We start from the raw sequence: 23,223 nt of genomic DNA, 5'->3' as shown, positions 1-23,223 counted from the left end.
ATTTACGGCCATAACGGTCACCCATAGCACCCAGTACCAAACCACCGAACCAACGTGAAATAAACGCAGCTGAAATCAGACTGGTAGCCTGAATCAGTGTCAGACCAAATTCCTGTTTAATATCAGTCAGAACCAGAGTAATAAGAACAAAATCAAAGCCGTCCAGGGCATAACCGATCCAGGCGGCAATAAATGCCTTCCATTGCGCAGGGGTAAGCTGCTTATACCAGCGCAATGGTTTGTCTCCACGAGGTGGTTTGTCCGTTTGTGCTTGTACTGAAGTGCTCATAGCGTCGCTCTCTCTCCACCACCAGCCAAGTTCACTGGCAGAAACTGTTTTCCTCGCGGCAGGTAAACCATAGCAACTGATTGTTTAGCATCACTTAATCTGTCACTACCAGACGGTTTTCGCCACATTTATATTTATGTGGTTTAACTCCAAATAAAATCAATCAAAGGAGTAAAACTCCATTTGAGTGTATAAGATCAGCCCGCTATTTCAATCACAATGTGTCTAAAACGTGACAAAGATGGCGAAATGCTGAGGTGAGTGAGATAAGCAACAGGATGCGGGGTATTTACCACCGCTGGCGGAAGATCCCCGCAGCAGCGGCGAGAAATGACAGCAGAAATAGATTACCGGTCATCCATTTTGGCTAACAGCTTGGGTGGTTTTACGTTTAATGCTTTCTGCCTGAGCCGGATCAGCTTTGACCAGCAAGGCGTAAATCAGGTCGAGCACGAATAATTGGGCAATTTTGGTGCCAATGGAGTCCCCTTGCAGCTGCCCCTGACGGTTGCCGTTAATCAGCACATAATCCGCCAGTTCAGTAATGGTGGAGCCCATATTGTGCGTCAGCGCCACAGTGGTCGCACCGGCCTGCTTTGCCAGTTTTAATGCATGTACCGTCTCAGTTGAGGTTCCCGAATGGCTGATACCAATTGCTACATCACCGGGGCGCATCAAAGAAGCCTGCATATACATAAAATGATTATTTGTGGCCGCATCGACCCGCAATCCGATACGCATCAATTTGCCTTTGGCATCTTCCGCAGTGATACCGGATGAACCGACACCAAAAATGCAGATACGATCAGCCGGGCGCAATAGCTTAACCACCTGCTCGACACTCTCGATAGACAACAGATTCAGGGTTTCAGACAACACATTATTAATCGCCGATTGCAATTTATTGCCAATCGCCAACGTATCATCCCCCTCTTGTACATCAGCATCTAACAGACTGTTTTCATTGTTATGGCGGGTTGCCACTTCAATGGCCAAATCCATTTTGAAATCCTGAAACCCTTTGTAACCCAGCGTGCGACAAAAACGGATAATCGTGGCTTCACCAGCTTGTGTCAGCGCAGAAAGGTCAGCAATGGAAAGCTGAGTCACTTTAGCGGGTTCTGCCAGAATATAGGCAGCAATACGCTGCGCTGAGCGGGTCAGGCTATTTTGCATCGCACCCAAGGCATCAAGAATTTTACCTGGCTTAAAACGGGGGGCACCAGTTTTCACGCGGACACCTCAAGGGAAAGAGAATTGACGGACAGGAGACAGTTCTGCGGCGCATCATGACATAACTGGCCCATTTCGTGAAGAAGAATGGCGGTATTGTGCGGGGTGAGATCAATAAAAAAACCCCGGGGGGCCGGGGAAGATGTCAAAGATAACGTGCATTCTTATTATATAAAAATCATAGAGATAGTTTCTTCACAATAAAGAATGGTGAACTTTCACCACTGCTTTTTTGATAGTGCCAGAACCGGCGATTTGGCAACCCGGCTTATGCGGTTCACCCGGCAGAAATACCGCAAACATCCCCGGTAACATGCGCAATTGGCTTTTATCTGGAATTTCAGCAATCAGCTGGTAGTCATCGTCAGCATGATAAGGCTCAAGATGCTCGGTGGGCGTCAATACCGAGTATTCAATCCCTTCAACGCCGCTGATGAGTAGTTGCACATCGGCATAAGTTTGGTGCATTTCAGCTTTCTTATTTTCAGCCGGTTGGGTATCGAACTCCATCACGTTCATGAAAATAAGCTCGCCATCTATTTCATGACGCCCGCAACTCAATTGAGCCAACGGCGCCTTAGCCAAATAGGCTAAAACCCATTGCAGACGTTCTGGTAATCCGCTGAAAAAAGCTGTTTGTGTTAATGATCCACTGATCATATTGACCTCAATATTCAATCATAAAATATATACTCAAAGTCATTGGTGTCGCAGCAAGGCAGCAAACGAACGAATCCCGATGAGCTTACTCAAGTAAGTGATTCGGGTGAGCGAGAGCGGCTAACACCGCTGAGACTTCAATGACAAAGAGTATCTTTGGCCCATAATGCTGCACCTAACAACCCGCTATCCTGCCGGTGATAAGCTGCTTGTAGCGGCACACGATAGATTTGTGGCAAGGTTTTTTGTGCGCCAATGACCCGCTCTAAATATCCTGGTGCTAACCCGACACTGCCGCCCAGAATGACCACTTCCAGATCCAGCGCCATTTTCATGTCTGCCAGCATCTGAGCAATGGCAGTTGCGGAGCGGTTAATAATGTTTTCCGCATGAACATTGCCAAGTTGTGCCAACTCAAACACTTTGGCGGCAGTCACCGGTTGCTTCCAACCCAAGGTTTCCGCGCCGATTGCCGTACCGGAAGCCACACTCTCGACACACCCCTTACGGCCACAACCACACAACAAGCCATGAGGATCGGCCAGCGTATGACCTATGTGCCCGGCCAGTCCGTGATTACCGACCAACAGTTTTTTATTCAACACAATGCCGCCGCCCACTCCCGTGGAAACCGTCACAAACATCATATTGTTTATCGAAATCGTATTGTCACTCTTATGGCTTAATGCCTGATATTCAGCCCAGGCAGCCGCCTGCCCATCATTAAGCAGCACACAAGGTAAATCAGCGATCGATTGGATGCATTCTTGTAACGGAAAATCTGCTAAGCCGCCCAAGTTGGCGGGATTAAGCGCGGTCAGGCGACCATCACTGATAATGCCAGTTGAGGCAACAGCAATAAAATCAACCTGATTACGATAAGGCTCAATTAACGTTTTCAGTGCTAGCGCCAGCTGTGCTGCCCCGCCTCGAGGTGTGGCCACCTGCTGGCGGCCAATTAACATGCCACTCTCGGTCACCATCGCTGCCGCAATTTTTGTTCCACCGATATCCAGTGCCAACACTTTTCCCATCTGGTGCAACCCTCTTGACCTGTAATGATGTTGATAGAATCACTATGACAATTTTTTGGCCACAACTCCATTATTTTTTAAGTATTGGAGTTACGCTCCACAATAAACGCTTTTTGACCTGATTAATGAAAGGTTGACCATTGCACCCTGCAAATAAAAGATCTAACATAGTGGAGTAAAACTTCATTTAAAATATTTTATCGGAGCTAAAGACCGTGAGCAATCTGAACGTAACTAAAATAAGTCGTCTCCGCCACCAGCTCCAGAATGGCCTCATCGCCTCGTGCCAACCCGTACCTGGCAGTGCTATGGATACGCCAGAAATTGTCGCGGCAATGGCATTGGCAGCACTGGCGGGCGGCGCAGTAGGTCTGCGTGTTGAGGGCATCAGCAATATTGAAGCGGTGCGCCGGGTTACCGATGCCCCAATCATCGGCATTATTAAACGTGATTTGCCTGACTCAGAAGTCAGGATCACACCGTGGCTGGAAGATGTTGATGCGTTAAGTGCCGCCGGAGCCGATATTATCGCTTTTGACGTCACCTGCCGCCCACGCCCGGTTTCAGTGGAAGATTTATTCCAGCGGGTGCAGGCAACGGGCTGCCTGGCGATGGCGGATGCCTCTTGTATTGAAGATGGCCTGTTAGCATACCGCTTAGGCATCGACTTTATCGGCACGACATTATCCGGTTATACCCAAACCCCCGTCCCCACTGAACCGGACTTAGAACTGGTAAAACAGTTATCTCAAGCGGGCTGTAAGGTGATTGCTGAAGGCCGTTATAACTCTCCAGCCTTAGCCGCAGCGGCAATATCAGCCGGCGCTTATGCCGTAACCGTTGGCTCCGCCATCACGCGTATAGAACATATTTGCAGTTGGTTTTGTGAAGCAATTCAACATGCGCCACAAGAACACGAAGCAGCAAAACTAACGAGTCACTGATGGCACAACAAGATGTCGCTGGTACTCAAAACTATTTTGGCTAACCATGCCCCCCACTCTCTCTGATTTATTAAGGATGCGTATGAAAAAGTTAACCGGCCTGATCGCAGCTCCGCACACTCCCTTTGATGAGCAGGGTGAAGTCAATTATCCCGTCATCGACCAAATTGCCGAGCATCTGGTGAATGATGGTGTGAAAGGGGTCTATGTGTGTGGCACCACGGGTGAAGGTATTCATTGCTCGGTAGAAGAGCGCAAAAAAATTGCCGAGCGCTGGGTAAAAGCGGCACAAGGTAAACTGAGCATTACTTTACACACTGGCGCACTCAGCATTAAAGATGCTGTCGACCTTTCACGTCATGCCGAAACACTGGATATTTTCTCGACCTCAGCCATCGGCCCATGCTTCTTTAAGCCGGGTAATATTGACGACCTGATTGCCTATTGTCAGGCCATCGCGGCAGCCGCACCTTCAAAAGGTTTCTATTACTATCATTCCGGAATGTCCGGTGTGAATTTGGATATGGAACAATTCCTCATCAAAGCCGAATCAAAAATCCCAAATCTGTCAGGAATTAAATTCAATAATGCGGATTTGTATGAATTCCAACGCTGTCTGCGCGTCAGCGGTGGCAAATTTGATATTCCATTCGGGGTTGATGAACATTTACCGGGTGGTCTGGCAGTGGGAGCTATTGGCGCAGTCGGCAGTACTTATAATTACGCCGCGCCGCTATTCCATAAAATCATTGCTGATTTTAATGCTGGCAATCAAGTTGCCGTACAACGCGGTATGGATCAGGTTATTGCTCTTATTCGCGTTTTGGTCGAATTTGGTGGCGTTGCTGCCGGTAAAGCTGCAATGCAATTACACGGTATTGATGCCGGTAATCCACGCCTGCCATTACGTGCGCTGACTAAAGAACAGAAACAAACCGTGGTGAATAGAATGCGGGATGCCATCGCGATTTAATTACAATAGATAACTCATCACAAAAAGATAAAGGCCGGAAAACCGGCCTTTCGTCATTCAGAAGAGCTGCACTTATAAAGACAATAACTTAGTCAGAGACGGCGCAAAATAATAACTGCCGGTTACTGGCTTACTAAAACCTAATAACAGATCGTGCTTACCGTCTATTGAACCAAACATGCTCAGTAATTGCTGTTCGATATTGTGCAACCGCGCGCAATAGGCAATAAAATACAAACCGTGTTTGCCACTGGCAGTACCGTAAGGCAAGCTTTGACGCAATATTTTTAGCCCTTTACCATTCTCTTTAAGATCAACCCGGCTGACGTGAGAGGTATCGGGGCGTTGATCTGAAGGCAATTCCTCACTGCCATGTTTGGTACGCCCTACAATTTGTTCTTGTTTATGTTCTGGAATACGCTGCCATTTTTTCAGATCATGTTCATAGCGCTGAACCAAGACATAGCTGCCGCCCGCATCTTCTTCGCCATCAGCAATAACAGCCACTTCAGGTCGACTTTCACCTTGCGGATTCTCAGTGCCATCAATAAAGCCAGTAAAATCACGCTCTTCAACCCAGCGGAAGCCATGAGTCTCTTCTTCAACCGCAATAGCATCACCAAACGCAGCCACCGCAGCTTGCGCCAGAGTGAAGTTGATATCCTGGCGTAATGACTGAATATGAATTAATAAATCACGTTGGGTGGCAGGAGCAATCATCGGCGCTTTGCCTAATGCGGTAAAAGGCTTTAACTCTTTCGCGCCCTGACCATTAGACAAGTCATGCCAAATATCTGAACCGAAAGCAATAACTGCGCCTAAATGCTCATTGGGGAATTGCTGTTGTAACTCTTGCAATGCCTGACAGAATTTTTTACATCCTTGGCGAATGGCATCAAATTCGCCCTGCACTTTTGCTTCCATAAAAATGGCAAAACGGCAATGCTCCAGCAAAATGCCACTCTGAACTTGAGTCATGTTATTTCCTCACTAACAGCCAATATTGATTATGCCGAATATCATAGCTGAAGCGATTAAAATAACCTTGCGTCAGCGCAAAATAAAACTGAGCTGGGGCCGAGGCCTTGAGAAGGAAGAATATTATTAAGGCGCAAATATAAGCCGCGCCTTACAATAAAAAGAGAATAATATTTATTCGCTTTTAGCGCGCCATATAATTTTACTGACTTTCCAGCTTTGCAAAGCATCGTCAGATGGCATTAAGCCCTCCGGACCATGCCAGTCACCATCAAATAAATAACTGACATGCTGACTATCTGGCGCAGCACATTCTATTTGTGCATGATCATCACCGGTACCTTGACGGCAGACACCAAAGGCTTTTTTATACAATTGGCTAAATGGCGTGCCGATACTGACCCCCCATTGGCTCGGAATATCTTTATCCATGACATCAATGCGCTCTACTGTGCCTTTTGGTTGGCCGGAGATAACCAACTTGATTTGGTCTTCTTTCATTGCCTGATAGAACGACACTAACTTGCCATCATTAGTTGCCATACCGCTGCGCAGCCGATAATCACCTTTCAGTCCTTCTTTAATCTCATTTTCACTCAACGGCGTACTGGCTGTAATACCACCAACACCTTTATCGGTAACTTGCATACTGCTGCTACCGCCAAACCAATTAAGCGGAGACAAACTTGACCAAGAAAAACTGGACGTGGCTGAACACCCTGCCAGCAACAAAGGGGCTCCCAGTAATAACCAGCGCATCCCAGACAATCGTGGGCAAATATTCATCTAAAACTCCTAAAAAAACCACTGCATCCCATAAGTTCTCCTGCAAAAAGACTATGCATGGAAGCAAGAGCATGACAGTTGAAAATGATAACCAGAGATTGGAGTCCGGCCGGCTGAAAAAGTGCCATCACAAAGTAGGCTTTCATCATTCTTTCCCATAATCGGTGTCATCAAACGAATTCACCCACAGAAGAAAATACCGCTAATCAGCTTGATAAAATAGACTTTATCCCCATTTATACCCATCAGATAGTTATATTTCGCAATGGGCTAATCTCTTATTAGGCAAATTCTAACGTCATTTTGGTCTAGTATTGGGTAACGAGGCTAACAAGGCCTCTGGTTTCAAATGCAATAATTCATTCATTGAAGGAGCAATAAAATGAAGAAACTGACCTTAGCTGCAACCTTGGTTATGTTGTGCAGCACACCATTCCTGGCGCAAAGTGCATCAACCGCAGCGCAAGGTGGTTTTGACGGCCCGGCAACAACGCAGACTCAGCCAGCCGCTCAAGGCGGGTTCTCAGGGCCAAATGCCAGCAACACCACGGTAGATAAAGTGAAAACCATGCGTGATGATGCCCATGTTACCTTGCAAGGGAATATTACCGAGCGCTTGGGCCATGATACTTATACTTTCCGCGATAGCACCGGCACCATTACTGTCGATATCGACAGCAAACGCTGGAAAGGCCAAACCATCACGCCACAAGATAAAGTCCAAATCGAAGGGAAAGTGGATAAAGACTGGAACTCTGTGGAAGTTGATGTGAAAAATATCACTAAGATTAAATAAGTCGGCTTAACCTCGGGTACTGTATTTATATAAATTCAGTACCCAATACTTTTGTCTCCTATTTATTCCTGAACCTACAAATGAAATGTCATTCAACAATATTTTATATAAATATATTTAATTAAATTACTGTGAGAAGATGTTTATTATTTGTTTATTTTAACTGAACTAAAAAGTGATTAGAGTACAACTTGTCAGGCAAGCCAAGACAAACCGCCTGTAAATATAAAACACAAAACAAACTTACAAAAAATGGAAAATTATGACAGATAATAACCATACCACAGAAGATCCAACCATTGAATTAATAGTATTAAAGGGGAGTGCAGGAAATGGCAATTTCAATATAGACCTCGGGGTTAGCAACTATGTTATTAAAGATGCTGGTGGTATTGACACCTTAACATTTAAAAATACCAAAATAAATAATTTAGAATATTCAAATAAAGATGGCCGTGCTTATATACGCGATAAAAAAACTAAAAATATAGTGACATTTGATGATAGCGGTTACGCAGAACGTAAGATAAATGTAGATAAAGCCTATGTTTCTTTTAAATCTACCTATCAAAATAAAAAAAGTAATGTGGATAAGATTTTTGAAATGGAGACTGAGATCGGTGTCAAATTCAATAAGGTAGAATTTGAACTCAATGAAATATATGATTTTTATCAGCGAGGAATGATTCGGGCAGACCTACTGTCTCAATCTGTTAACAATGTTAATAGTAAACTTGACGAGATAATTAATATTGCTAACTCACGGGGTGACCAAAAGAGTTCAGATCAATACACCGAGATAAAAAAAGCATTCAGTGATTACACATCTCAACTTATTAAGTTAGATATTAATCATGAAACGGTTATTGAAAAGATAAATATTAACGGTAAGGTATATGATGCAAACAAACTTTTAATTTCCAAAACATTAGATAACCCATATGCTAAAACTTATAAAAAAACTTCCGATCTTACTGACATCACTGGGGTTAGAATACTTAAAGATAATTATTCTGACTACACCGAGCAAGAAATAGAGGATATTCAAGATGAGTTATATTCATCTGGTATGATGTCTGAATATATGGCAGGATTCAAAGATCTGGGTCAGGAATTAGGAATTCAAAGAGCACCGACTTATTATGATTTTAATCCTGGGCGCAATATTGTCCCAGCAAATTAACCATATACCACATTAGGAATAAGAATCCCCTCCTGCTAGAGGGGAAATTCAGATCCAACAGGTGTAAGCCTCCATAGCTTCAAGGATAAAGACAGATGAATAATCTATGGTAAATAAGAGCTCTTTGTGGGAGAGAACGGAATAAAAGAAGGTTGGAAATCTAGTAGTAAAGGCCAAAATCACCTTATCTATTGCTCGGTCATTTCGGCCAGTGGCGCTATCGAATTAAAAGTGAATTTAAAATTAATACCCTTTAAATTCAAACAACTAAACCCTCAATACTCCTGATCCACAATCAGCCGCTTGCCCAGCATAATCGTGTCTTGGGTTTCGTAATCGAGCTTTTCATACATGCCGATTACCGCGTCATTGTCTTCGCGCACCATGATATTGAGCTTTGGGCAGCCGCGGGCAATCAATTTCTTTTCCAGCCGGCTGATCAGCGCATTGGCAAAGCCACGTCCCCGGAAATCAGGATGAACGCCCAGATAATAAGCAGAGCCTCGGTGGCCGTCATACCCTCCCATTACTGAGCCGACGATCGCGCCACTGACTTCCGCCACCAGAAACAATTCGGGATCATGATTTAGTTTACGTTCAATATCCATTTCCGGATCATTCCAGGGCCGCAGCAAGTCACAATGCTCCCACAGCAGAATCACTTCTTCAAAATCACTTTGCTGAAATACACGGATTTCCATGGATATTCGCACCCTTGAGTCAAATGGATATGCTGATCATTACACAAAATTATATCACGCAATAATAAAGTGATATTTCCCATAGTGATAGTACGTAATGATAGGAGAATTGGATAAATTGTGTCGGATTCCAACCCACTCAGCACAACTCCACAGCGAGAGTACAACAATGGCGGCAAATCGCGGTATACTTGGTCCCTTATAATTTCCCGGCTACCAGAACCCTTCAGATGAATTTACCCGATATAGACCAAATCAAAACCTACCTGCTGGATTTACAGGATAAAATCTGTGCCGCGCTGGCCCAAGCTGACGGCAGCGCCAAATTCACAGAAGAAAACTGGGTGCGTGAAGAAGGTGGCGGTGGCCGCAGTCGGGTAATGGTCAAAGGGGCAGTTTTCGAGCAAGCAGGGGTAAACTTTTCACATGTTTCTGGCGCAGCACTGCCAGCATCTGCCACCGCACATCGCCCCGAACTGGCGGGTCGCAGTTTTCAGGCGCTCGGCGTGTCACTGGTTATTCACCCGAATAGCCCTTATCTGCCCACCAGCCATGCCAATGTACGCTTTTTTATTGCTGAAAAGCCTGACGAAGATCCGGTGTGGTGGTTTGGTGGTGGCTTTGATTTAACCCCCTTCTATGGTTTTGAAGAAGATGCAATTCACTGGCATCAAACCGCTTATAACCTGTGCCAACCTTTTGGCGAACAACTCTATCCGCGTTATAAAAAATGGTGCGACGACTATTTTTATATTAAGCATCGTGATGAAGCTCGTGGTATTGGCGGCCTGTTCTTTGACGATTTGAACAGCGACGATTTAAACAGCCCCGACTTTGATACCTGTTTCAACTTTACTCAAGCAGTCGGCGACGGTTTCCTGGATGCTTATATGCCGATTGTCGCGCGGCGCAAAACTCTGAGTTGGGGCGAGCGTGAGCGCGAATTTCAGCTTTATCGTCGGGGTCGTTATGTTGAATTTAATTTGGTCTGGGATCGCGGCACGTTATTTGGGTTACAAACCGGTGGGCGCACAGAATCTATTTTAATGTCCATGCCGCCACTGGTGCGTTGGGAATATAATTATCAACCGGCAGCAGACAGCGCTGAAGCGGCGCTGTACCGAGATTTTCTGCCGGTAAAAAACTGGCTAGCCGCAGGAGAACATCACTGATGCAAATTTGGGTTGATGCGGACGCTTGTCCGAATGTTATTAAAGAAGTGTTATTTCGTGCCGCAGACAGAACTGGCATGATGGTAACGCTGGTGGCAAACCAGCCACTAAAAACCCCGCCTTCAAAGTTTATTCGCACATTACAAGTTGCTTCTGGTTTTGATGTTGCTGATAACGAAATCGTACAGCGCGTCGAAAAAAATGATCTGGTCATCACTGCAGATATTCCGTTGGCCGCCGAGGTGATTGAGAAAGGGGGCATTGCGTTAAATCCGCGCGGTGAACGCTATACTCCAGATACTATCCGTGAGCGGTTGAATATGCGTGACTTTATGGACACTATGCGCGCCAGCGGTATTCAAACTGGTGGCCCTAATACCTTAAATCAGCGCGATCGCCAGCAATTTGCCAATGAGCTGGATAAATGGCTACAGCAAGCGATTAAAGCGCGAGTCTAAATATCGATAACTAAAAATTTAGCGCTATCCCTGCCCCTACAGCCCACAATGAATAGTTTGGTTTTATCGTGCTATATACTTTATATAAACCTTCAATGCGGGCTGGTATATGAAAAAATTTGATTACAATCTGGTGAAATTGCTGCAATGCCTGATTGAGTTTCGTAGTGTTACCCGCACAGCAGAAGAGCTGGATGTCGCAATTTCAACGGTTAGCCACGGTCTTGCTCGCTTGAGGCATGAATTCAATGACCGGATTGTCATTAACACCAAAGAAGGTTTGGTTCCGACCACACTCGCAATAACCCTCAACAGCCATTTTTCATCTGCCGCAGACCTGATTGATAATGCCATTGCTGCCGGAAAAAATAGTGATTCGGCCCAAAACTCGCTGACAATCAGTGCCAGCCCATTAATCCAACATTGGCTAAGTTGCCAAATATACCAACTGTCACAGTCCAGCGATATGGGCGAAAGTTTTACTATCAAATATGTTGACAGTCATTATACCAGTGAGCAACGAGTATCACGGTTAAGAAATAGTGAAGTAGATATCGATATCGGCTCTATTTTAGATATAGACCGTTCATTAGTCAGTTATCATTTAGGGTCGTTTCCACTGGGGGTTTTATTAAGTAATTCACACAGTAGAATTTCTGGTGACATAACTAAAGATGACTGGTTGCAAGAACAGCGCTTAATTTGGAATATCAATACCCAAAGAGCTTTATTTACTCCAGGAAACTCTTTTAATGATATTCATGTCAATGATAATGCAAATATTGAAACAACCAACTCACTCAACGCTGTAACTCTGGTCGCCAATACAGACTACTTAGCGATTTTCCCCTTTATGATGCAGTCATTCTTAGCGAAACAATTCAATGTCCACATGTCCCCACTCCCCTTTTAAAATAATGGTTTAGTATCGTATTATGCCTATATTAATAAGAAATCTGACTCAAATGACCTGATCAGAAAATGTCTCAAAATCATACAGAATCTTCGTTAACGGAGACTAACAACACACAGCCTGATTAAGTAATTTATTATAAAGCTGCCCTACCGACTTAACTTTTAGTTTGATATAAATACTGTGTCGATGGCCACTCACAGTTTTCTCACTAATATCAAGTTTTTGTGAAATTTCCTTATTACTGTCACCCGATAAAATCAGGCTAAGGATGGTATACTCTCTTTGTGTTATTTTAAATTTTCTTAAATAGTAGATATAGAGAATATCATCAATGTTAATATCATTATTACTCCGTCCTTTAATGGCGGAGCTATCAGAAAGTACCAATTGTAGCCCTTGGATACTATTGTATAAATCAAAAGACAGATAAGAGGTTTGCTTAATAACAATGTGTTCTATTTCAAGAATTTTCTCACCAATAATACTGACTATTTTAATAGGATGATATCTCATCCGTTCCTTCAGTGAAATTATCATATTTAACCAGTTTTCACCTGGCCAGGTATAATCAATTATTAAGAAATCGACGCTGTGCACCTCGATATAATCACAGACCTCAGCAATATCAGTAAAATTATTTAGCGATATTAAACGATTAGATTTTTTGAGTGGCATGATATCCGAGACTACATAGTCTAATCCTGCCCCAAAAAATGATGATTGACTTAAAGACACAACTGAAATCATTGGATTACCCTTGATATTAAACAAACGAACACAGCGCATCAATCTATTGGTAATCATGGTATCAATACCAATAGATAAAGTAATTCAGACACACCTTGCCGTGCTGGGAATAATCCTATTATGTAAAATAAAATCACAACAGATCTTAAAATGAAAAGACATTTAGCAAAAACAGAATAACCTTAAAAATCATTAAGTTAAACAAAATAATAGATATCAAACAAGATAAAACGAACAATTAATATCTATCAAACAGCATTGCGATTAAATATTTACCCTATAAAAACAAGACATATCTTATTAAATAACCACCAATAACCTTAGGTGACTCAGTTAATCATAAACGCAATCGATAATAGATCAATTTTTATTGTATAGAGTCATTTATATATATTCATATAATCTGCTGACAAGAAGCCAGCCCTGCATTCGCAGTTTTACAATTTAATAACCCAAAGGGGAGCCAATATAGCTCCCCTTCTGGTTCATCACGTTATAACACCAGAAACTACAATGGCTGGGTTTGCGCCTCTACCACCGCTAATGCCACCATATTCACGATTCGGCGCACAGAAGCAATCGGCGTCAGAATATGAATCGGTTTTGCCACCCCCATCAGCACCGGCCCAACGGTCACGCCCTCTGAAGTGGTCACTCGCAGCAAGTTATAACTGATTCGCGCCGCTTCCATATTTGGCATTATCAGTAAGTTCGCAGCCCCTTTCAGTGGGCTATCTGGCATCAGGTTATGGCGGATACTTTCTACCAGCGCGGCATCCCCATGCATTTCACCGTCAATCTCCAGTTCAGGTGCCATCTGATTCACCAACTCAAGTGTGCGGCGCATTTTACGCGCGGCCGGGCAATCCGAGGTACCAAAACTCGAATGAGATAACAGTGCCACTTTTGGCTCAATACCAAAACGGCGCACCGTTTCAGCCGCCATCAGAGTAATCTCGGCCAACTGCTCAGGTGTCGGGTCATCATTGACGTAAGTGTCAGCGATAAACGTATTGCCAGTTGGCAGCAACAACGCATTCATCGCGCCCGCCACATGTGCCCCCTCGCGGAAACCGAATACTTTTTCGACCACATCATAATGCTCATGATAAGTGCCAATGGTGCCACAAATCATCGCATCGGCTTCCCCCCGATGAACCATAATGGAGCCAATCAGGGTTGGGTTGCCAATCACTGCCCGACGCGCCTGTTCCTGCGAAACCCCACGGCGCTTCATGATTTGATAGTATTCGTGCCAATATTCATTAAAGCGTGGGTCAGACTCATTATTGACCACTTCGAAGTCTTTCCCCGCCGTAATTTGCAGGCCCAACTTCTTCAGCCGAGTCTCAATCACGTTTGGGCGACCAATCAAGATAGGATAGGCCAGCCCTTGGGAAATAAGCTCTTGAGTCGCATGCAATACTCGCTCTTCTTCCCCTTCCGCCAAGACTACCCGCTTCATCTCTTTTTTCGCTTGCGAGAAAATCGGCTTCATAAATAAGTTGGTTTTGTAGACAAATTCCGTCAGTTTTTCGATGTAAGCACTAAAGTCAGTGATTGGACGGGTTGCCACACCGGAATCCATTGCTGCTTTCGCCACCGCCGGTGCGATTTTCACAATCAAACGCGGGTCGAATGGTTTAGGAATAATGTATTCAGGGCCAAAGGAAAGGTCTTGTTCACCGTAGGCTGATGCCACCACATCACTCTGTTCAGCCAGTGCCAGGTCAGCAATCGCATGCACACAGGCCAGTTTCATCTCTTCATTAATGGTGGTCGCGCCCACATCTAATGCGCCACGGAAAATGAACGGGAAGCACAGCACGTTATTCACCTGGTTCGGGTAGTCCGAACGGCCGGTGCAAATAATCGCATCAGGGCGCACAGCTTTTGCCAGTGGCGGCAGGATTTCAGGTTCAGGGTTCGCCAGCGCCAAAATCAGCGGGCTGGGGGCCATGGTTTTCACCATATCTTGCGTGAGGACACCCGGGCCGGAGCAGCCGAGGAAGATATCCGCACCTGGCATCGCATCGCCTAAGGTGCGCTGACCATTATCTTCAATTGCATAAGCCGCTTTGGTTTCAGCCATATTGGCTTCACGGCCTTTATAAATCACACCCTTAGAATCACATACCGTAATATTGTGATGCTTTAATCCCAGTGCAACCAGCAAATTCAGACAAGCAATAGATGCCGCCCCGGCCCCAGACACCACCAGTTTCACATCGCTGATATCTTTTTTCACGACACGCAAGCCATTGAGTACCGCAGCGGTACAGATAATCGCGGTACCATGCTGGTCATCATGGAACACCGGGATCTTCATGCGTTCACGCAATTTCTGCTCAATATAAAAACACTCGGGCGCTTTAATATCTTCCAGGTTAATGCCACCGAATGTCGGTTCCAGTGAAGCAATAATGTCGATCAACTTATCGGGATCGAGTTCATCTACTTCAATATCAAACACATCAATACCGGAGAATTTCTTAAATAGAACCCCTTTCCCCTCCATGACCGGTTTACCCGCTAATGCGCCAATGTTGCCCAGCCCCAGTACCGCGGTACCGTTTGAAATCACTGCGACCAGGTTGCCGCGCGCCGTATATTTATAGGCAGCCAGTGGATCAGCCGCAATCTCCAAACACGGAGCAGCAACACCTGGAGAATAAGCCAGCGCCAAATCCCGTTGGGTCGCCAGCGGTTTAGTTGGCGACACCTGAATTTTCCCCGGAGTAGGATATTGGTGGAAATCAAGCGCGCTCTGTTTCAATTGTTCGTCCATTGTAGGTTCCCTTTGCTTTTATTCTTTGAGGTGGTAGGGAACCAGTATAGTGAGTGAATTATCACAATCTATGAAGCAGGGCATACTCTGCATAACATTTTTATATCAACAGCATAATTTACTGATCAATCAGGGGGGAATAATCAACAATCGGGGAATTAAGTGCCGCGAAATCGCGGCAACAAATGCAGAGCATCACTCGGAGAAGAAGGAATACTAACCTAATAAATTGTGGATTTGCGCATATTGTAAAAGCATGATGGTCTTACCATCTTTAATTCGGCCATCCGCGATCATGGCAATAGCTTCAGTGAAGGGCAACTCAACCACCTCGATAACTTCATCTTCAACGCCGACATCGTCAGTCACTTTTTGAGCCACATGATATTCCGCAGCAAAGAAATGGACAATTTCAGTCACGCCACCCGGCGACATATAAGCTTCAAACAGCTTTTGTACGTTATCAACCTGATAGCCAGTTTCTTCCATGGCTTCACGGCGAATACACTCTTCCGGCGAGTCGTTATCCAGCAAACCGGCACAAGTTTCCAGCAACATGCCGTCGGGATTGCCGTTGACATAGGTTGGCATACGGAATTGGTTAATCAGCAAGACAGTGCCATTGGGGCGGTTATACAACAGAATAGTCGCGCCATTTCCTCGGTCATACACTTCGCGAATCTGTTGTACTGACGTTCCATTATCATCTATTAAATCAAAGGTGTACTTGTGGAGCTTGAACCAGTTTTTAGATAACAATTCACTGCGAATATTTTCAATTTTGACTGACATAAGACCTTCTTTAATCCCCAAAACACCCTAGAATTTTATTTACTTAGCTAACGCTAGTCCTTGTTCATTTGCAATAGGAACCAGCGCAATAAAAATGCCCCGATAACGGAGCATTTAAGGTGAGATATTAGAAACGTTGCTATCAGAAACCAGTGGGTACATCCTTCATATCCGGCAACTTATGGGCGATGCCTTTGTGGCAATCGATGCAGGTTTTACCTTCTTCAATCGCTTTACTGTGCATTTTCGCCGCCACCGTTTTCTGCGCCGTGAAGTCCATATTGTCAAAATTATGGCAGTTGCGACACTCTTGCGAACCATTGGCTTTCATCCGCGCCCACTCGTTTTCCGCCATCGTCAGGCGATGAGCCTCAAACTTCTGCGGTGTATCAATCAAACCAAAGGCCTTGGCATATAGCTCTTTACTGGCTTTGATTTTACGCAGCATTTTCGGCCCCCACTCATGGGGCACATGGCAATCCGGGCAGGTCGCCTTCACACCACTGCGGTTGCTGTAGTGGATGGTTCCCATGTATTCCTGATAAACGTTGTCTTTCATTTCATGGCAGCTAATACAGAATTTTTCAGTATTCGCCATTTCCATACCGGTATTAAAACCGCCCCAGAAAATGATGCCACTGACAAAGCCAATCAGCAGTAATGTGCCGAGCGCCAGCCGGCTCGGCCGACGCCACCACTGCCATATTCGTTTGATCATGCCGGGCTTTTTAGTTTCATTCATTTTTTATTCTCACAATAGCCATCTCGCTTATTGACCAAAGCCAGGTGCTGGCTGGAAGCTATTACCGACAATCGGTGCTGCATCAGTTTGTGGCACATGGCATTGCAAGCAGAAGTAGCGACGTGGGGATACTTCACTCGATACCTTGCCATCACGATCAATAAAGTGGGTTGGGCTAACACGCGGCGCACCCGTAGTACGATAATGTTCAACGCCATGACATTGCAGGCAACGGTTGGTGTTTTTGCTGATTTGATAGCCATCAACACTATGTGGGATCAGTGGGGGTTGGTTAACATAGTTCAGCGCCATCCGCTGTTGCTGTTTGGGCATTTTCACCTTACCTTCTGCCGTACCAGAGACTTCCGGTGATTGGCTTAAATCCATCTCGACATTGCTGGCAGCATTGACGACACCAGCTATCAGCAATACCGCCAGTAGCGATACCACAGATATTACCCGGCGATTGAATGCGTGAAACATCGTGTTATTCATTATTTTCTCCTGAGAACACCGCTCTTCCTGAACTGCGCGCTATCTTCTGAACTACGCGACAACCCGAGCCAATTTGACTGCACATTTCTTGAAGTCAGTTTCTTTGGATAACGGATCGGTAGCATCCAATGTCAGGTTATTCACCAACTGCGCAGCATCAAAGAACGGCATGTACACCAGCCCTTGTGGTGGACGGTTACGGCCACGGGTTTCCACCAGCGAAATCACTTCGCCACGGCGTGAAATCACTTTCACTTTGTCACCGCGCCGTAAACCACGAGCTTTAGCATCCAATGGGTGAATGAAAAGTACCGCTTCAGGGAAAGCACGATGTAATTCAGGCACTCGGCGGGTCATGGAACCGGTATGCCAATGCTCCAGAACACGGCCAGTGGAGAGCCACAAGTCATATTCCTGATCCGGACTTTCCGCCGCCGGTTCATAAGGCAATGCAAATATCACGGCCTTACCATCCGGTTTGCCATAGAAACGCACGTCCTCACCTTTTGGTACGAAGGGATCAAAGCCTTCACGGTAACGCCACAACGTTTCTTTACCATTCACCACCGGCCAGCGTAGGCCGCGTTCCTGATGGTAGCGATCGAACGGCGCTAAGTCGTGACCATGACCACGGCCAAAATCGGCATACTCTTCAAACAGCCCTTTTTGGATGTAGAAACCGAAATCACGCGCTTCATCATTCAATTGGTCAGCAGGAATTTCACTCAGTGGGTATTTATTCACCACATTATTGGCAAACAGCACGTCATACAGCGTCTTACCGCGATATTCCGGTTTCTTATTAATCAGCTCATCAGGCCATACTTCTTCAACTTTGAAGCGCTTGGCAAACTCAACGATCTGCCATAAGTCAGATTTCGCTTCACCCGGTGCAGGCACTTGTTGACGCCAGAACTGGGTACGGCGCTCAGCATTGCCGTAAGCGCCCTCTTTCTCGACCCACATCGCGGTCGGTAAGATAAGGTCAGCGGCCAGGGCACTGATAGTGGGATAAGGGTCTGAAACTACAATAAAGTTACGCGGATCACGCCAACCCGGCATGCGCTCTTCATTGATATTTGGCCCGGCCTGCATGTTGTTGTTACACATCACCCAGTAGGCATTAAGCGTGCCATCTTTCAGCGCACGATCTTGCGCTACGGCATGTAAACCCACTTTCTCCGGAATCGTACCCGCTGGCAGTTGCCATTTGGTTTCGGCAATTTGGCGATGTTTTTCGTTAGTGACCACCATATCGGCAGGCAGGCGGTGGGAGAATGTCCCCACTTCACGGGCTGTACCACAAGCGGAAGGCTGGCCGGTCAGAGAGAAAGGCCCAGAACCTGGTTTAGAGATCTTGCCGGTTAACAAGTGCAGGTTGTAGCACATGTTATTGGCCCAAACACCACGAGTATGCTGGTTAAAGCCCATCGTCCAGTAAGACACCAGTTTCACTTTCGGATCAGCATACAACTGCGCCAGTGACTCTAATTGATCTTCCGGCACACCGCTCATTTTGGCGGTTTTTTCCAGCGTATATTCAGCAACAAAGGCTTTAAAATCATCAAAACTCATCGGTTCTGATGCATCACTACCGGGGTTTTTGGCCGCTTTTTCCAGTGGATGTGTTGGCCGTAAACCATAGCCAATATCCGTTGCACCACGGCGGAAGTTCACATGGCGATCCAGGAAGCCCTGATCAACGGCATTATTTTGAATAATGTAATTGGCGATGTAATTCATAATCACCAGATCGGTCTGTGGGGTAAAGACGATCGGGTTATCGGCCAGTTCAAAGCTGCGATGTTCAAAAGTAGACAGCACCGCAATTCTGACATGCTCATTCGTCAGACGACGGCTGGTCATGCGTGACCACAAGATAGGGTGCATTTCCGCCATATTGGAGCCCCAGAGCACAAAGGCATCTGCTTCTTCAATATCGTCATAACAACCCATTGGCTCATCCATACCGAAGGTACGCATAAAGCCCACCACGGAAGAAGCCATGCAATGACGCGCATTGGGATCAAGGTTGTTGGAGCGGAAACCGGCTTTCAGCAGTTTAGACGCCGCGTAACCCTCCCACACTGTCCACTGGCCGGAGCCAAACATGCCTACGGCGGTCGGGCCTTTTTCTTTCAGTGCATTTTTGAATTTCAGCTCCATGATATCAAAGGCTTTCTCCCAACTGATCGGAGTAAAATCACCTTCTTTATCATACTGGCCGTCTTTCATCCGCAGCAGTGGCTGGGTCAGGCGGTCTTTGCCGTACATGATTTTAGGCAGGAAATAGCCTTTAACGCAGTTCAACCCACGATTGACCGGTGAATCCGGGTCACCTTGAGATGCCACGATACGGCCATTTTGCGTGCCAACCAAAACACCGCAGCCAGTACCACAGAATCGGCAAGGCGCTTTATCCCATTTGATTGCGTTTGTTGTCTCACCCACAACCGCCTTGGCGACGGTGGGTATGGTCAATCCGGCTGCGGCTGCCGCAGCAACTGCGGCATTGGCCTTCATAAAATCCCGGCGACTGAGTTTCATGGCATTTCCTCACCTTGCTGATCCTGCTGGTGATAAACCAGCGATACAGCCAGCACACCATCCAGATTGCGTGCTGACTCAATATAATTCAGGAGCACGTCTGAGCGCGCTGCCTGCATAACCACCACCAATTTACCCAGAGCGGTATCACTGGTGGGTATTTCTGTGCCCGGAATCGCCAGCAGGCTGTCGATGAGTGGCGCTATTCGCGCAGGCTTGGCTTGTATCACCAATCCACAGACATGCCATTCTTTATCGTCCATCTTCACTCCGGGTAAGGGTTACTGCCTGGACGGGGCAACTGGGTACACAGGCACCACAGCCGGTACAAGCAGGAAGGTCTAATTCGGGCTGAGCAATGCCGTTTAGGCGCGGACGGAATTTTATCGCCCGCGTTTCACAACTATCCTGACAACTGCGGCATTCAATATTGTGAAAAGGTAAACAGCGGTCAGAGATATTGATTTTCAGCGACCAGGCGGGTTGCGCCGTTGAAGTAAAAACGCCCACTTCACAGGCCTGCACACAGGCTTGGCAGAAGCTGCACTCGGCACGCTGAAAATCTATTTCAGGAAATCCACCACTGCCAGCAACCAATACGCCAGTTTCACAAGCGGCAACACAGTTTTGGCAACGGGTACAACCAGCAATAAAATCACTTTCGCTAACCGACCAAGGTGGCCGAATAGCCGAGGGCTGCTGTTTACCTGCTTGCCAAGAACCCGTCAGCAATTTACGCCGCGATAAATCAGTCATACTGATATCCTTAACATCTACTGGCGCGCCCGCGTGTACTTTAGGAGAGTGTTCATTTAAAGCTCGGTGAGTCACACCAAAGCAATGATAATGATTGTTATTTGTATTATTAGAGAATTCCCCAGTGTCTAGGTATTAAATACAGAATAATGAGTAATAAAATAATTACTCTTTAGAGTTAATCGTTGGTAGATATTGAGCAAGATCAATTAATTTAGTGGTTATTTGCGTGGTTTCTCACGATTAAATCTATTTGCGTTATTACTTTTTTTATATAACGATTTGCTTAATGAGAATGGCTATCAAAAAGAAATGATATTTTGGTGATTATTCTTTAGATAAACTGGCGCGGTTAAATGAATTTGGCCGAAGTTTTGAGGTACACTTAACGCGTGGTTCAACTAACTATGATGGATAACATGGTTGGCCAAATTAATGCCGCCAAATAATCCACGTTCAACAGCCAGACATTTAATGCTATCGGTTACAGGGACATTACTTATCATGACCAAAAGTCACACTATAATGATCGTTGACGATCATCCCCTCATGCGCCGTGGGATCAAGCAGTTACTTGAGCTGGATAGCAACTTTGATGTGGTTGCTGAAGCCAATTGCGGCAGTGATGCCATTATTGAAGCGGCCAAGTGCCAGCCAGATGTCATTCTGCTTGACCTAAATATGAAAGGCATGTCTGGGCTGGATACATTGAAAGCTTTGCGTAATGAAGGTATTGATGCGCGAATTATTGTTTTAACCGTCTCAGATGCGCGCAGTGATGTCTACGCCATGATTGATGCAGGCGCAGATGGTTATCTGCTTAAAGACAGTGAACCTGAAATATTACTGGAAAATATCCGTCTGGCTTCAAAGGGTGAGAATGTATTCAGTGATGCAGTCACACAATATTTATCCTCGCGAGATGAGCAGGTTAATCCATTCTCTGAATTAACCGAGCGAGAATTAGATGTGCTGCAAGAAGTCGCGCGAGGAATGTCCAATAAACAAGTCGCGTTTGAGTTACACATTTCAGAAGAAACCGTGAAAGTGCATATCCGCAATTTATTACGGAAACTGAATGTCCGCTCACGCGTTGCGGCAACCATCATGTATTTAGAAAATAAACAATATTAATAACCACCATATTATTTAATAGCAGCCAAGTTATTAGATTACTCAATGGCTGCTAAGATAAAATTATGGTTATCGTCTATCCATTTTTTATTCAGCGGCCCCCAACTGTCTAACTGATAATATCCCGCATTATTGCGCACACCATCCTGTACAAATGTCATGGTGATGCCCAAACCGGGCAGCGCTTTCAGCACATCCTGTAATGTTCGCCGTGGCCAGCCAGTCAATTCCATCAAGCGCGGTACATTCAGCGACTCCCCTCGGCTTATCAACCAACAAAGGTAGAGACGACGGGCAAATACCGGATTAAGTTCCATAACATCCTCCAAGGTTGGATAGCTATTTAATAGTCTACCTGATACCAGAAAAAACACCTGTTTATACCCGTCATACTTCAAGCTGCATATGCGTGGGCTGCCTTCCTACACCTCGAATTATTTAGGATATATCACTCTTTTTACCATCAAGGTGAATTAACTCGATTTTTACGATGTTATTTACAGCTTCTCCTTATTTTCTTCACGTTTTCTTAAGCATTCCCGCGTAAAGTGCAACGTGGATTCTGCTGTATTTAACCCGAGAGGCTGGCACTGCATGGCTAATTTTTTCATCGACCGCCCAATATTTGCTTGGGTATTGGCGATAATTTTGTGTCTGACTGGCGCATTGGCAATATCAACACTGCCGGTTGAGCAATACCCTAATCTGGCACCGCCCAATGTGCGCATTAGTGCATCCTACCCCGGAGCCTCGGCACAAACACTGGAAAATACTGTCACGCAGGTCATAGAACAAAGTATGACCGGTCTGGATAATCTGCTGTATATGTCATCACAAAGCAGTAACTCCGGCAGTACATCAATAACCCTGACTTTTCAGGCTGGAACCAATCCTAATGAAGCTATGCAGCAGGTACAAAACCAGTTGCAATCCGCTATCAAAAAGTTGCCGCAAGATGTACAGCAGCAAGGTGTTTCAGTGTCTAAATCAGGGGATAATACCCTGATGATGGTGGCGTTTGTTTCCACTGATGGCAGCATGGATAAACAAGATATTGCCGACTATGTCGCCAGTAACCTGCAAGACCCACTCAGCCGTA

At 45.6% G+C, this 23,223-nt stretch carries 24 protein-coding genes and 1 pseudogene; 9 read left to right on the top strand and 16 right to left on the bottom strand.

Annotation, left to right across the window (positions count from 1 at the left end; all coding sequences use genetic code 11):
- The 4 genes and pseudogenes from ACNSO8_RS15485 to ACNSO8_RS15470 form a co-directional block, all read right to left on the bottom strand.
- Positions 1–289 (bottom strand): annotated as a pseudogene (locus ACNSO8_RS15485) (MFS transporter); the annotation flags it as partial.
- 354 nt (positions 290–643) lie between these two features.
- Positions 644–1,522, bottom strand: a complete 879-nt coding sequence (locus ACNSO8_RS15480; RefSeq protein ID WP_019081742.1) for a MurR/RpiR family transcriptional regulator — start codon at positions 1,520–1,522, stop codon at positions 644–646.
- 195 nt (positions 1,523–1,717) lie between these two features.
- Positions 1,718–2,182: an N-acetylneuraminate anomerase gene (gene nanQ / locus ACNSO8_RS15475; protein WP_019081743.1), complete on the bottom strand. Its 465-nt coding sequence runs from the start codon at positions 2,180–2,182 to the stop codon at positions 1,718–1,720.
- Positions 2,183–2,319: 137 nt separating this feature from the next.
- Entirely contained in the window at positions 2,320–3,216 is an 897-nt protein-coding gene (locus ACNSO8_RS15470; RefSeq protein ID WP_019081744.1) for an N-acetylmannosamine kinase, read from the bottom strand.
- Positions 3,217–3,431: 215 nt separating this feature from the next.
- On the opposite strand from ACNSO8_RS15470, the gene ACNSO8_RS15465 reads away from it, so the two are divergent.
- Together ACNSO8_RS15465 and ACNSO8_RS15460 are read left to right on the top strand one after the other, a co-directional pair.
- Entirely contained in the window at positions 3,432–4,160 is a 729-nt protein-coding gene (locus tag ACNSO8_RS15465; protein WP_418395154.1) for an N-acetylmannosamine-6-phosphate 2-epimerase, read from the top strand.
- An 82-nt stretch (positions 4,161–4,242) separates the two neighbouring features.
- The gene (locus ACNSO8_RS15460) at positions 4,243–5,133 is read left to right on the top strand and encodes a dihydrodipicolinate synthase family protein (RefSeq protein ID WP_418395153.1); all 891 of its coding nucleotides are present in this window, start codon (positions 4,243–4,245) and stop codon (positions 5,131–5,133) included.
- A gap of 72 nt (positions 5,134–5,205) precedes the next feature.
- On the opposite strand, the gene ACNSO8_RS15455 is transcribed toward ACNSO8_RS15460, so the two are convergent.
- Positions 5,206–6,111: a Dyp-type peroxidase gene (locus ACNSO8_RS15455; protein WP_019081747.1), complete on the bottom strand. Its 906-nt coding sequence runs from the start codon at positions 6,109–6,111 to the stop codon at positions 5,206–5,208.
- A gap of 174 nt (positions 6,112–6,285) precedes the next feature.
- A complete protein-coding gene (locus ACNSO8_RS15450) occupies positions 6,286–6,897 on the bottom strand; it encodes an RpoE-regulated lipoprotein (RefSeq protein ID WP_019081748.1) in 612 nt (203 codons plus the stop codon).
- Positions 6,898–7,279: 382 nt separating this feature from the next.
- Here ACNSO8_RS15450 and ACNSO8_RS15445 point away from each other — a divergent pair, with 382 nt between their 5' ends.
- Positions 7,280–7,693, top strand: a complete 414-nt coding sequence (locus ACNSO8_RS15445; protein WP_019083666.1) for a YgiW/YdeI family stress tolerance OB fold protein — start codon at positions 7,280–7,282, stop codon at positions 7,691–7,693.
- 262 nt (positions 7,694–7,955) lie between these two features.
- Positions 7,956–8,876 carry a hypothetical protein gene (locus tag ACNSO8_RS15440; protein WP_050160883.1) on the top strand — a complete coding sequence of 307 codons (921 nt, stop codon included), beginning with the start codon at positions 7,956–7,958 and terminating at the stop codon, positions 8,874–8,876.
- Positions 8,877–9,151: 275 nt separating this feature from the next.
- On the opposite strand, the gene ACNSO8_RS15435 is transcribed toward ACNSO8_RS15440, so the two are convergent.
- Positions 9,152–9,577 carry a GNAT family acetyltransferase gene (locus ACNSO8_RS15435; protein ID WP_005172297.1) on the bottom strand — a complete coding sequence of 142 codons (426 nt, stop codon included), beginning with the start codon at positions 9,575–9,577 and terminating at the stop codon, positions 9,152–9,154.
- 230 nt (positions 9,578–9,807) lie between these two features.
- Here ACNSO8_RS15435 and hemF point away from each other — a divergent pair, with 230 nt between their 5' ends.
- The 3 genes from hemF (at position 9,808) to ACNSO8_RS15420 (ending at position 12,120) form a co-directional block, all read left to right on the top strand.
- Entirely contained in the window at positions 9,808–10,749 is a 942-nt protein-coding gene (hemF, locus tag ACNSO8_RS15430) for an oxygen-dependent coproporphyrinogen oxidase (RefSeq protein WP_411919182.1), read from the top strand.
- On the top strand, positions 10,749–11,207 hold the full coding sequence (locus ACNSO8_RS15425; protein ID WP_019081752.1) for a YaiI/YqxD family protein: 459 nt from the start codon (positions 10,749–10,751) through the stop codon (positions 11,205–11,207). The genes hemF and ACNSO8_RS15425 overlap by 1 nt, the downstream gene beginning before the upstream one ends.
- 109 nt (positions 11,208–11,316) lie before the next feature.
- The gene (locus ACNSO8_RS15420; RefSeq protein ID WP_418395152.1) at positions 11,317–12,120 is read left to right on the top strand and encodes a LysR family transcriptional regulator; all 804 of its coding nucleotides are present in this window, start codon (positions 11,317–11,319) and stop codon (positions 12,118–12,120) included.
- Between the two features lie 105 nt (positions 12,121–12,225).
- Here the strand turns inward: ACNSO8_RS15420 and ACNSO8_RS15415 are convergent, their stop codons facing one another.
- The 8 genes from ACNSO8_RS15415 to napF form a co-directional block, all read right to left on the bottom strand.
- A complete protein-coding gene (locus tag ACNSO8_RS15415; RefSeq protein ID WP_162197864.1) occupies positions 12,226–12,870 on the bottom strand; it encodes a response regulator transcription factor in 645 nt (214 codons plus the stop codon).
- Positions 12,871–13,378: 508 nt separating this feature from the next.
- Positions 13,379–15,658: an NADP-dependent oxaloacetate-decarboxylating malate dehydrogenase gene (gene maeB, locus ACNSO8_RS15410; protein ID WP_019081755.1), complete on the bottom strand. Its 2,280-nt coding sequence runs from the start codon at positions 15,656–15,658 to the stop codon at positions 13,379–13,381.
- A gap of 216 nt (positions 15,659–15,874) precedes the next feature.
- Complete coding sequence (gene nudK / locus ACNSO8_RS15405; RefSeq protein WP_019081757.1) at positions 15,875–16,450, bottom strand: GDP-mannose pyrophosphatase NudK; 576 nt, start codon at positions 16,448–16,450, stop codon at positions 15,875–15,877.
- 142 nt (positions 16,451–16,592) lie between these two features.
- Positions 16,593–17,192, bottom strand: a complete 600-nt coding sequence (napC, locus tag ACNSO8_RS15400; RefSeq protein ID WP_005172326.1) for a cytochrome c-type protein NapC — start codon at positions 17,190–17,192, stop codon at positions 16,593–16,595.
- A 27-nt stretch (positions 17,193–17,219) separates the two neighbouring features.
- On the bottom strand, positions 17,220–17,687 hold the full coding sequence (napB, locus tag ACNSO8_RS15395; RefSeq protein WP_019081760.1) for a nitrate reductase cytochrome c-type subunit: 468 nt from the start codon (positions 17,685–17,687) through the stop codon (positions 17,220–17,222).
- Between the two features lie 51 nt (positions 17,688–17,738).
- Positions 17,739–20,234, bottom strand: a complete 2,496-nt coding sequence (gene napA / locus ACNSO8_RS15390) for a nitrate reductase catalytic subunit NapA (protein ID WP_019083673.1) — start codon at positions 20,232–20,234, stop codon at positions 17,739–17,741.
- Positions 20,231–20,497, bottom strand: a complete 267-nt coding sequence (gene napD / locus ACNSO8_RS15385; RefSeq protein WP_019081761.1) for a chaperone NapD — start codon at positions 20,495–20,497, stop codon at positions 20,231–20,233. Before napD ends, napA begins: the two co-directional genes overlap by 4 nt.
- Positions 20,487–20,990: a ferredoxin-type protein NapF gene (gene napF, locus ACNSO8_RS15380; protein WP_019081762.1), complete on the bottom strand. Its 504-nt coding sequence runs from the start codon at positions 20,988–20,990 to the stop codon at positions 20,487–20,489. The genes napD and napF overlap by 11 nt, the downstream gene beginning before the upstream one ends.
- A gap of 504 nt (positions 20,991–21,494) precedes the next feature.
- On the opposite strand from napF, the gene ACNSO8_RS15375 reads away from it, so the two are divergent.
- Positions 21,495–22,124 (top strand): response regulator, encoded by a 630-nt coding sequence (locus ACNSO8_RS15375; RefSeq protein ID WP_005165685.1) that lies wholly within the window; start codon positions 21,495–21,497, stop codon positions 22,122–22,124.
- A 38-nt stretch (positions 22,125–22,162) separates the two neighbouring features.
- Here ACNSO8_RS15375 and ACNSO8_RS15370 read toward each other — a convergent pair whose 3' ends face one another.
- Positions 22,163–22,441 carry a winged helix-turn-helix domain-containing protein gene (locus tag ACNSO8_RS15370; RefSeq protein ID WP_019081763.1) on the bottom strand — a complete coding sequence of 93 codons (279 nt, stop codon included), beginning with the start codon at positions 22,439–22,441 and terminating at the stop codon, positions 22,163–22,165.
- A 277-nt stretch (positions 22,442–22,718) separates the two neighbouring features.
- Between ACNSO8_RS15370 and ACNSO8_RS15365 the strand changes: the two genes are divergently transcribed.
- Positions 22,719–23,223: efflux RND transporter permease subunit (locus tag ACNSO8_RS15365; protein ID WP_418395151.1), on the top strand; the 505-nt coding region annotated here is incomplete at its 3' end.

The organism is Yersinia sp. LJYL362, from assembly GCF_048323875.1.
This window is presented reverse-complemented; position numbering and strand designations above follow the sequence as displayed.

Coding starts and splice junctions, on each gene's coding strand:
- ACNSO8_RS15440 (WP_050160883.1), top strand. CDS start 7,956: ATGACAGATAATAACCATACCACAGAAGATCCAACCATTGAATTAATA.
- ACNSO8_RS15450 (WP_019081748.1), bottom strand. CDS start 6,897: ATGAATATTTGCCCACGATTGTCTGGGATGCGCTGGTTATTACTGGGA.
- napA (WP_019083673.1), bottom strand. CDS start 20,234: ATGAAACTCAGTCGCCGGGATTTTATGAAGGCCAATGCCGCAGTTGCT.
- ACNSO8_RS15420 (WP_418395152.1), top strand. CDS start 11,317: ATGAAAAAATTTGATTACAATCTGGTGAAATTGCTGCAATGCCTGATT.
- ACNSO8_RS15455 (WP_019081747.1), bottom strand. CDS start 6,111: ATGACTCAAGTTCAGAGTGGCATTTTGCTGGAGCATTGCCGTTTTGCC.
- ACNSO8_RS15370 (WP_019081763.1), bottom strand. CDS start 22,441: ATGGAACTTAATCCGGTATTTGCCCGTCGTCTCTACCTTTGTTGGTTG.
- ACNSO8_RS15460 (WP_418395153.1), top strand. CDS start 4,243: ATGAAAAAGTTAACCGGCCTGATCGCAGCTCCGCACACTCCCTTTGAT.
- ACNSO8_RS15435 (WP_005172297.1), bottom strand. CDS start 9,577: ATGGAAATCCGTGTATTTCAGCAAAGTGATTTTGAAGAAGTGATTCTG.
- nudK (WP_019081757.1), bottom strand. CDS start 16,450: ATGTCAGTCAAAATTGAAAATATTCGCAGTGAATTGTTATCTAAAAAC.
- napD (WP_019081761.1), bottom strand. CDS start 20,497: ATGGACGATAAAGAATGGCATGTCTGTGGATTGGTGATACAAGCCAAG.
- napF (WP_019081762.1), bottom strand. CDS start 20,990: ATGACTGATTTATCGCGGCGTAAATTGCTGACGGGTTCTTGGCAAGCA.
- ACNSO8_RS15375 (WP_005165685.1), top strand. CDS start 21,495: ATGACCAAAAGTCACACTATAATGATCGTTGACGATCATCCCCTCATG.
- napC (WP_005172326.1), bottom strand. CDS start 17,192: ATGAATGAAACTAAAAAGCCCGGCATGATCAAACGAATATGGCAGTGG.
- ACNSO8_RS15470 (WP_019081744.1), bottom strand. CDS start 3,216: ATGGGAAAAGTGTTGGCACTGGATATCGGTGGAACAAAAATTGCGGCA.
- napB (WP_019081760.1), bottom strand. CDS start 17,687: ATGAATAACACGATGTTTCACGCATTCAATCGCCGGGTAATATCTGTG.
- maeB (WP_019081755.1), bottom strand. CDS start 15,658: ATGGACGAACAATTGAAACAGAGCGCGCTTGATTTCCACCAATATCCT.
- ACNSO8_RS15445 (WP_019083666.1), top strand. CDS start 7,280: ATGAAGAAACTGACCTTAGCTGCAACCTTGGTTATGTTGTGCAGCACA.
- ACNSO8_RS15425 (WP_019081752.1), top strand. CDS start 10,749: ATGCAAATTTGGGTTGATGCGGACGCTTGTCCGAATGTTATTAAAGAA.
- hemF (WP_411919182.1), top strand. CDS start 9,808: ATGAATTTACCCGATATAGACCAAATCAAAACCTACCTGCTGGATTTA.
- nanQ (WP_019081743.1), bottom strand. CDS start 2,182: ATGATCAGTGGATCATTAACACAAACAGCTTTTTTCAGCGGATTACCA.
- ACNSO8_RS15415 (WP_162197864.1), bottom strand. CDS start 12,870: ATGATTTCAGTTGTGTCTTTAAGTCAATCATCATTTTTTGGGGCAGGA.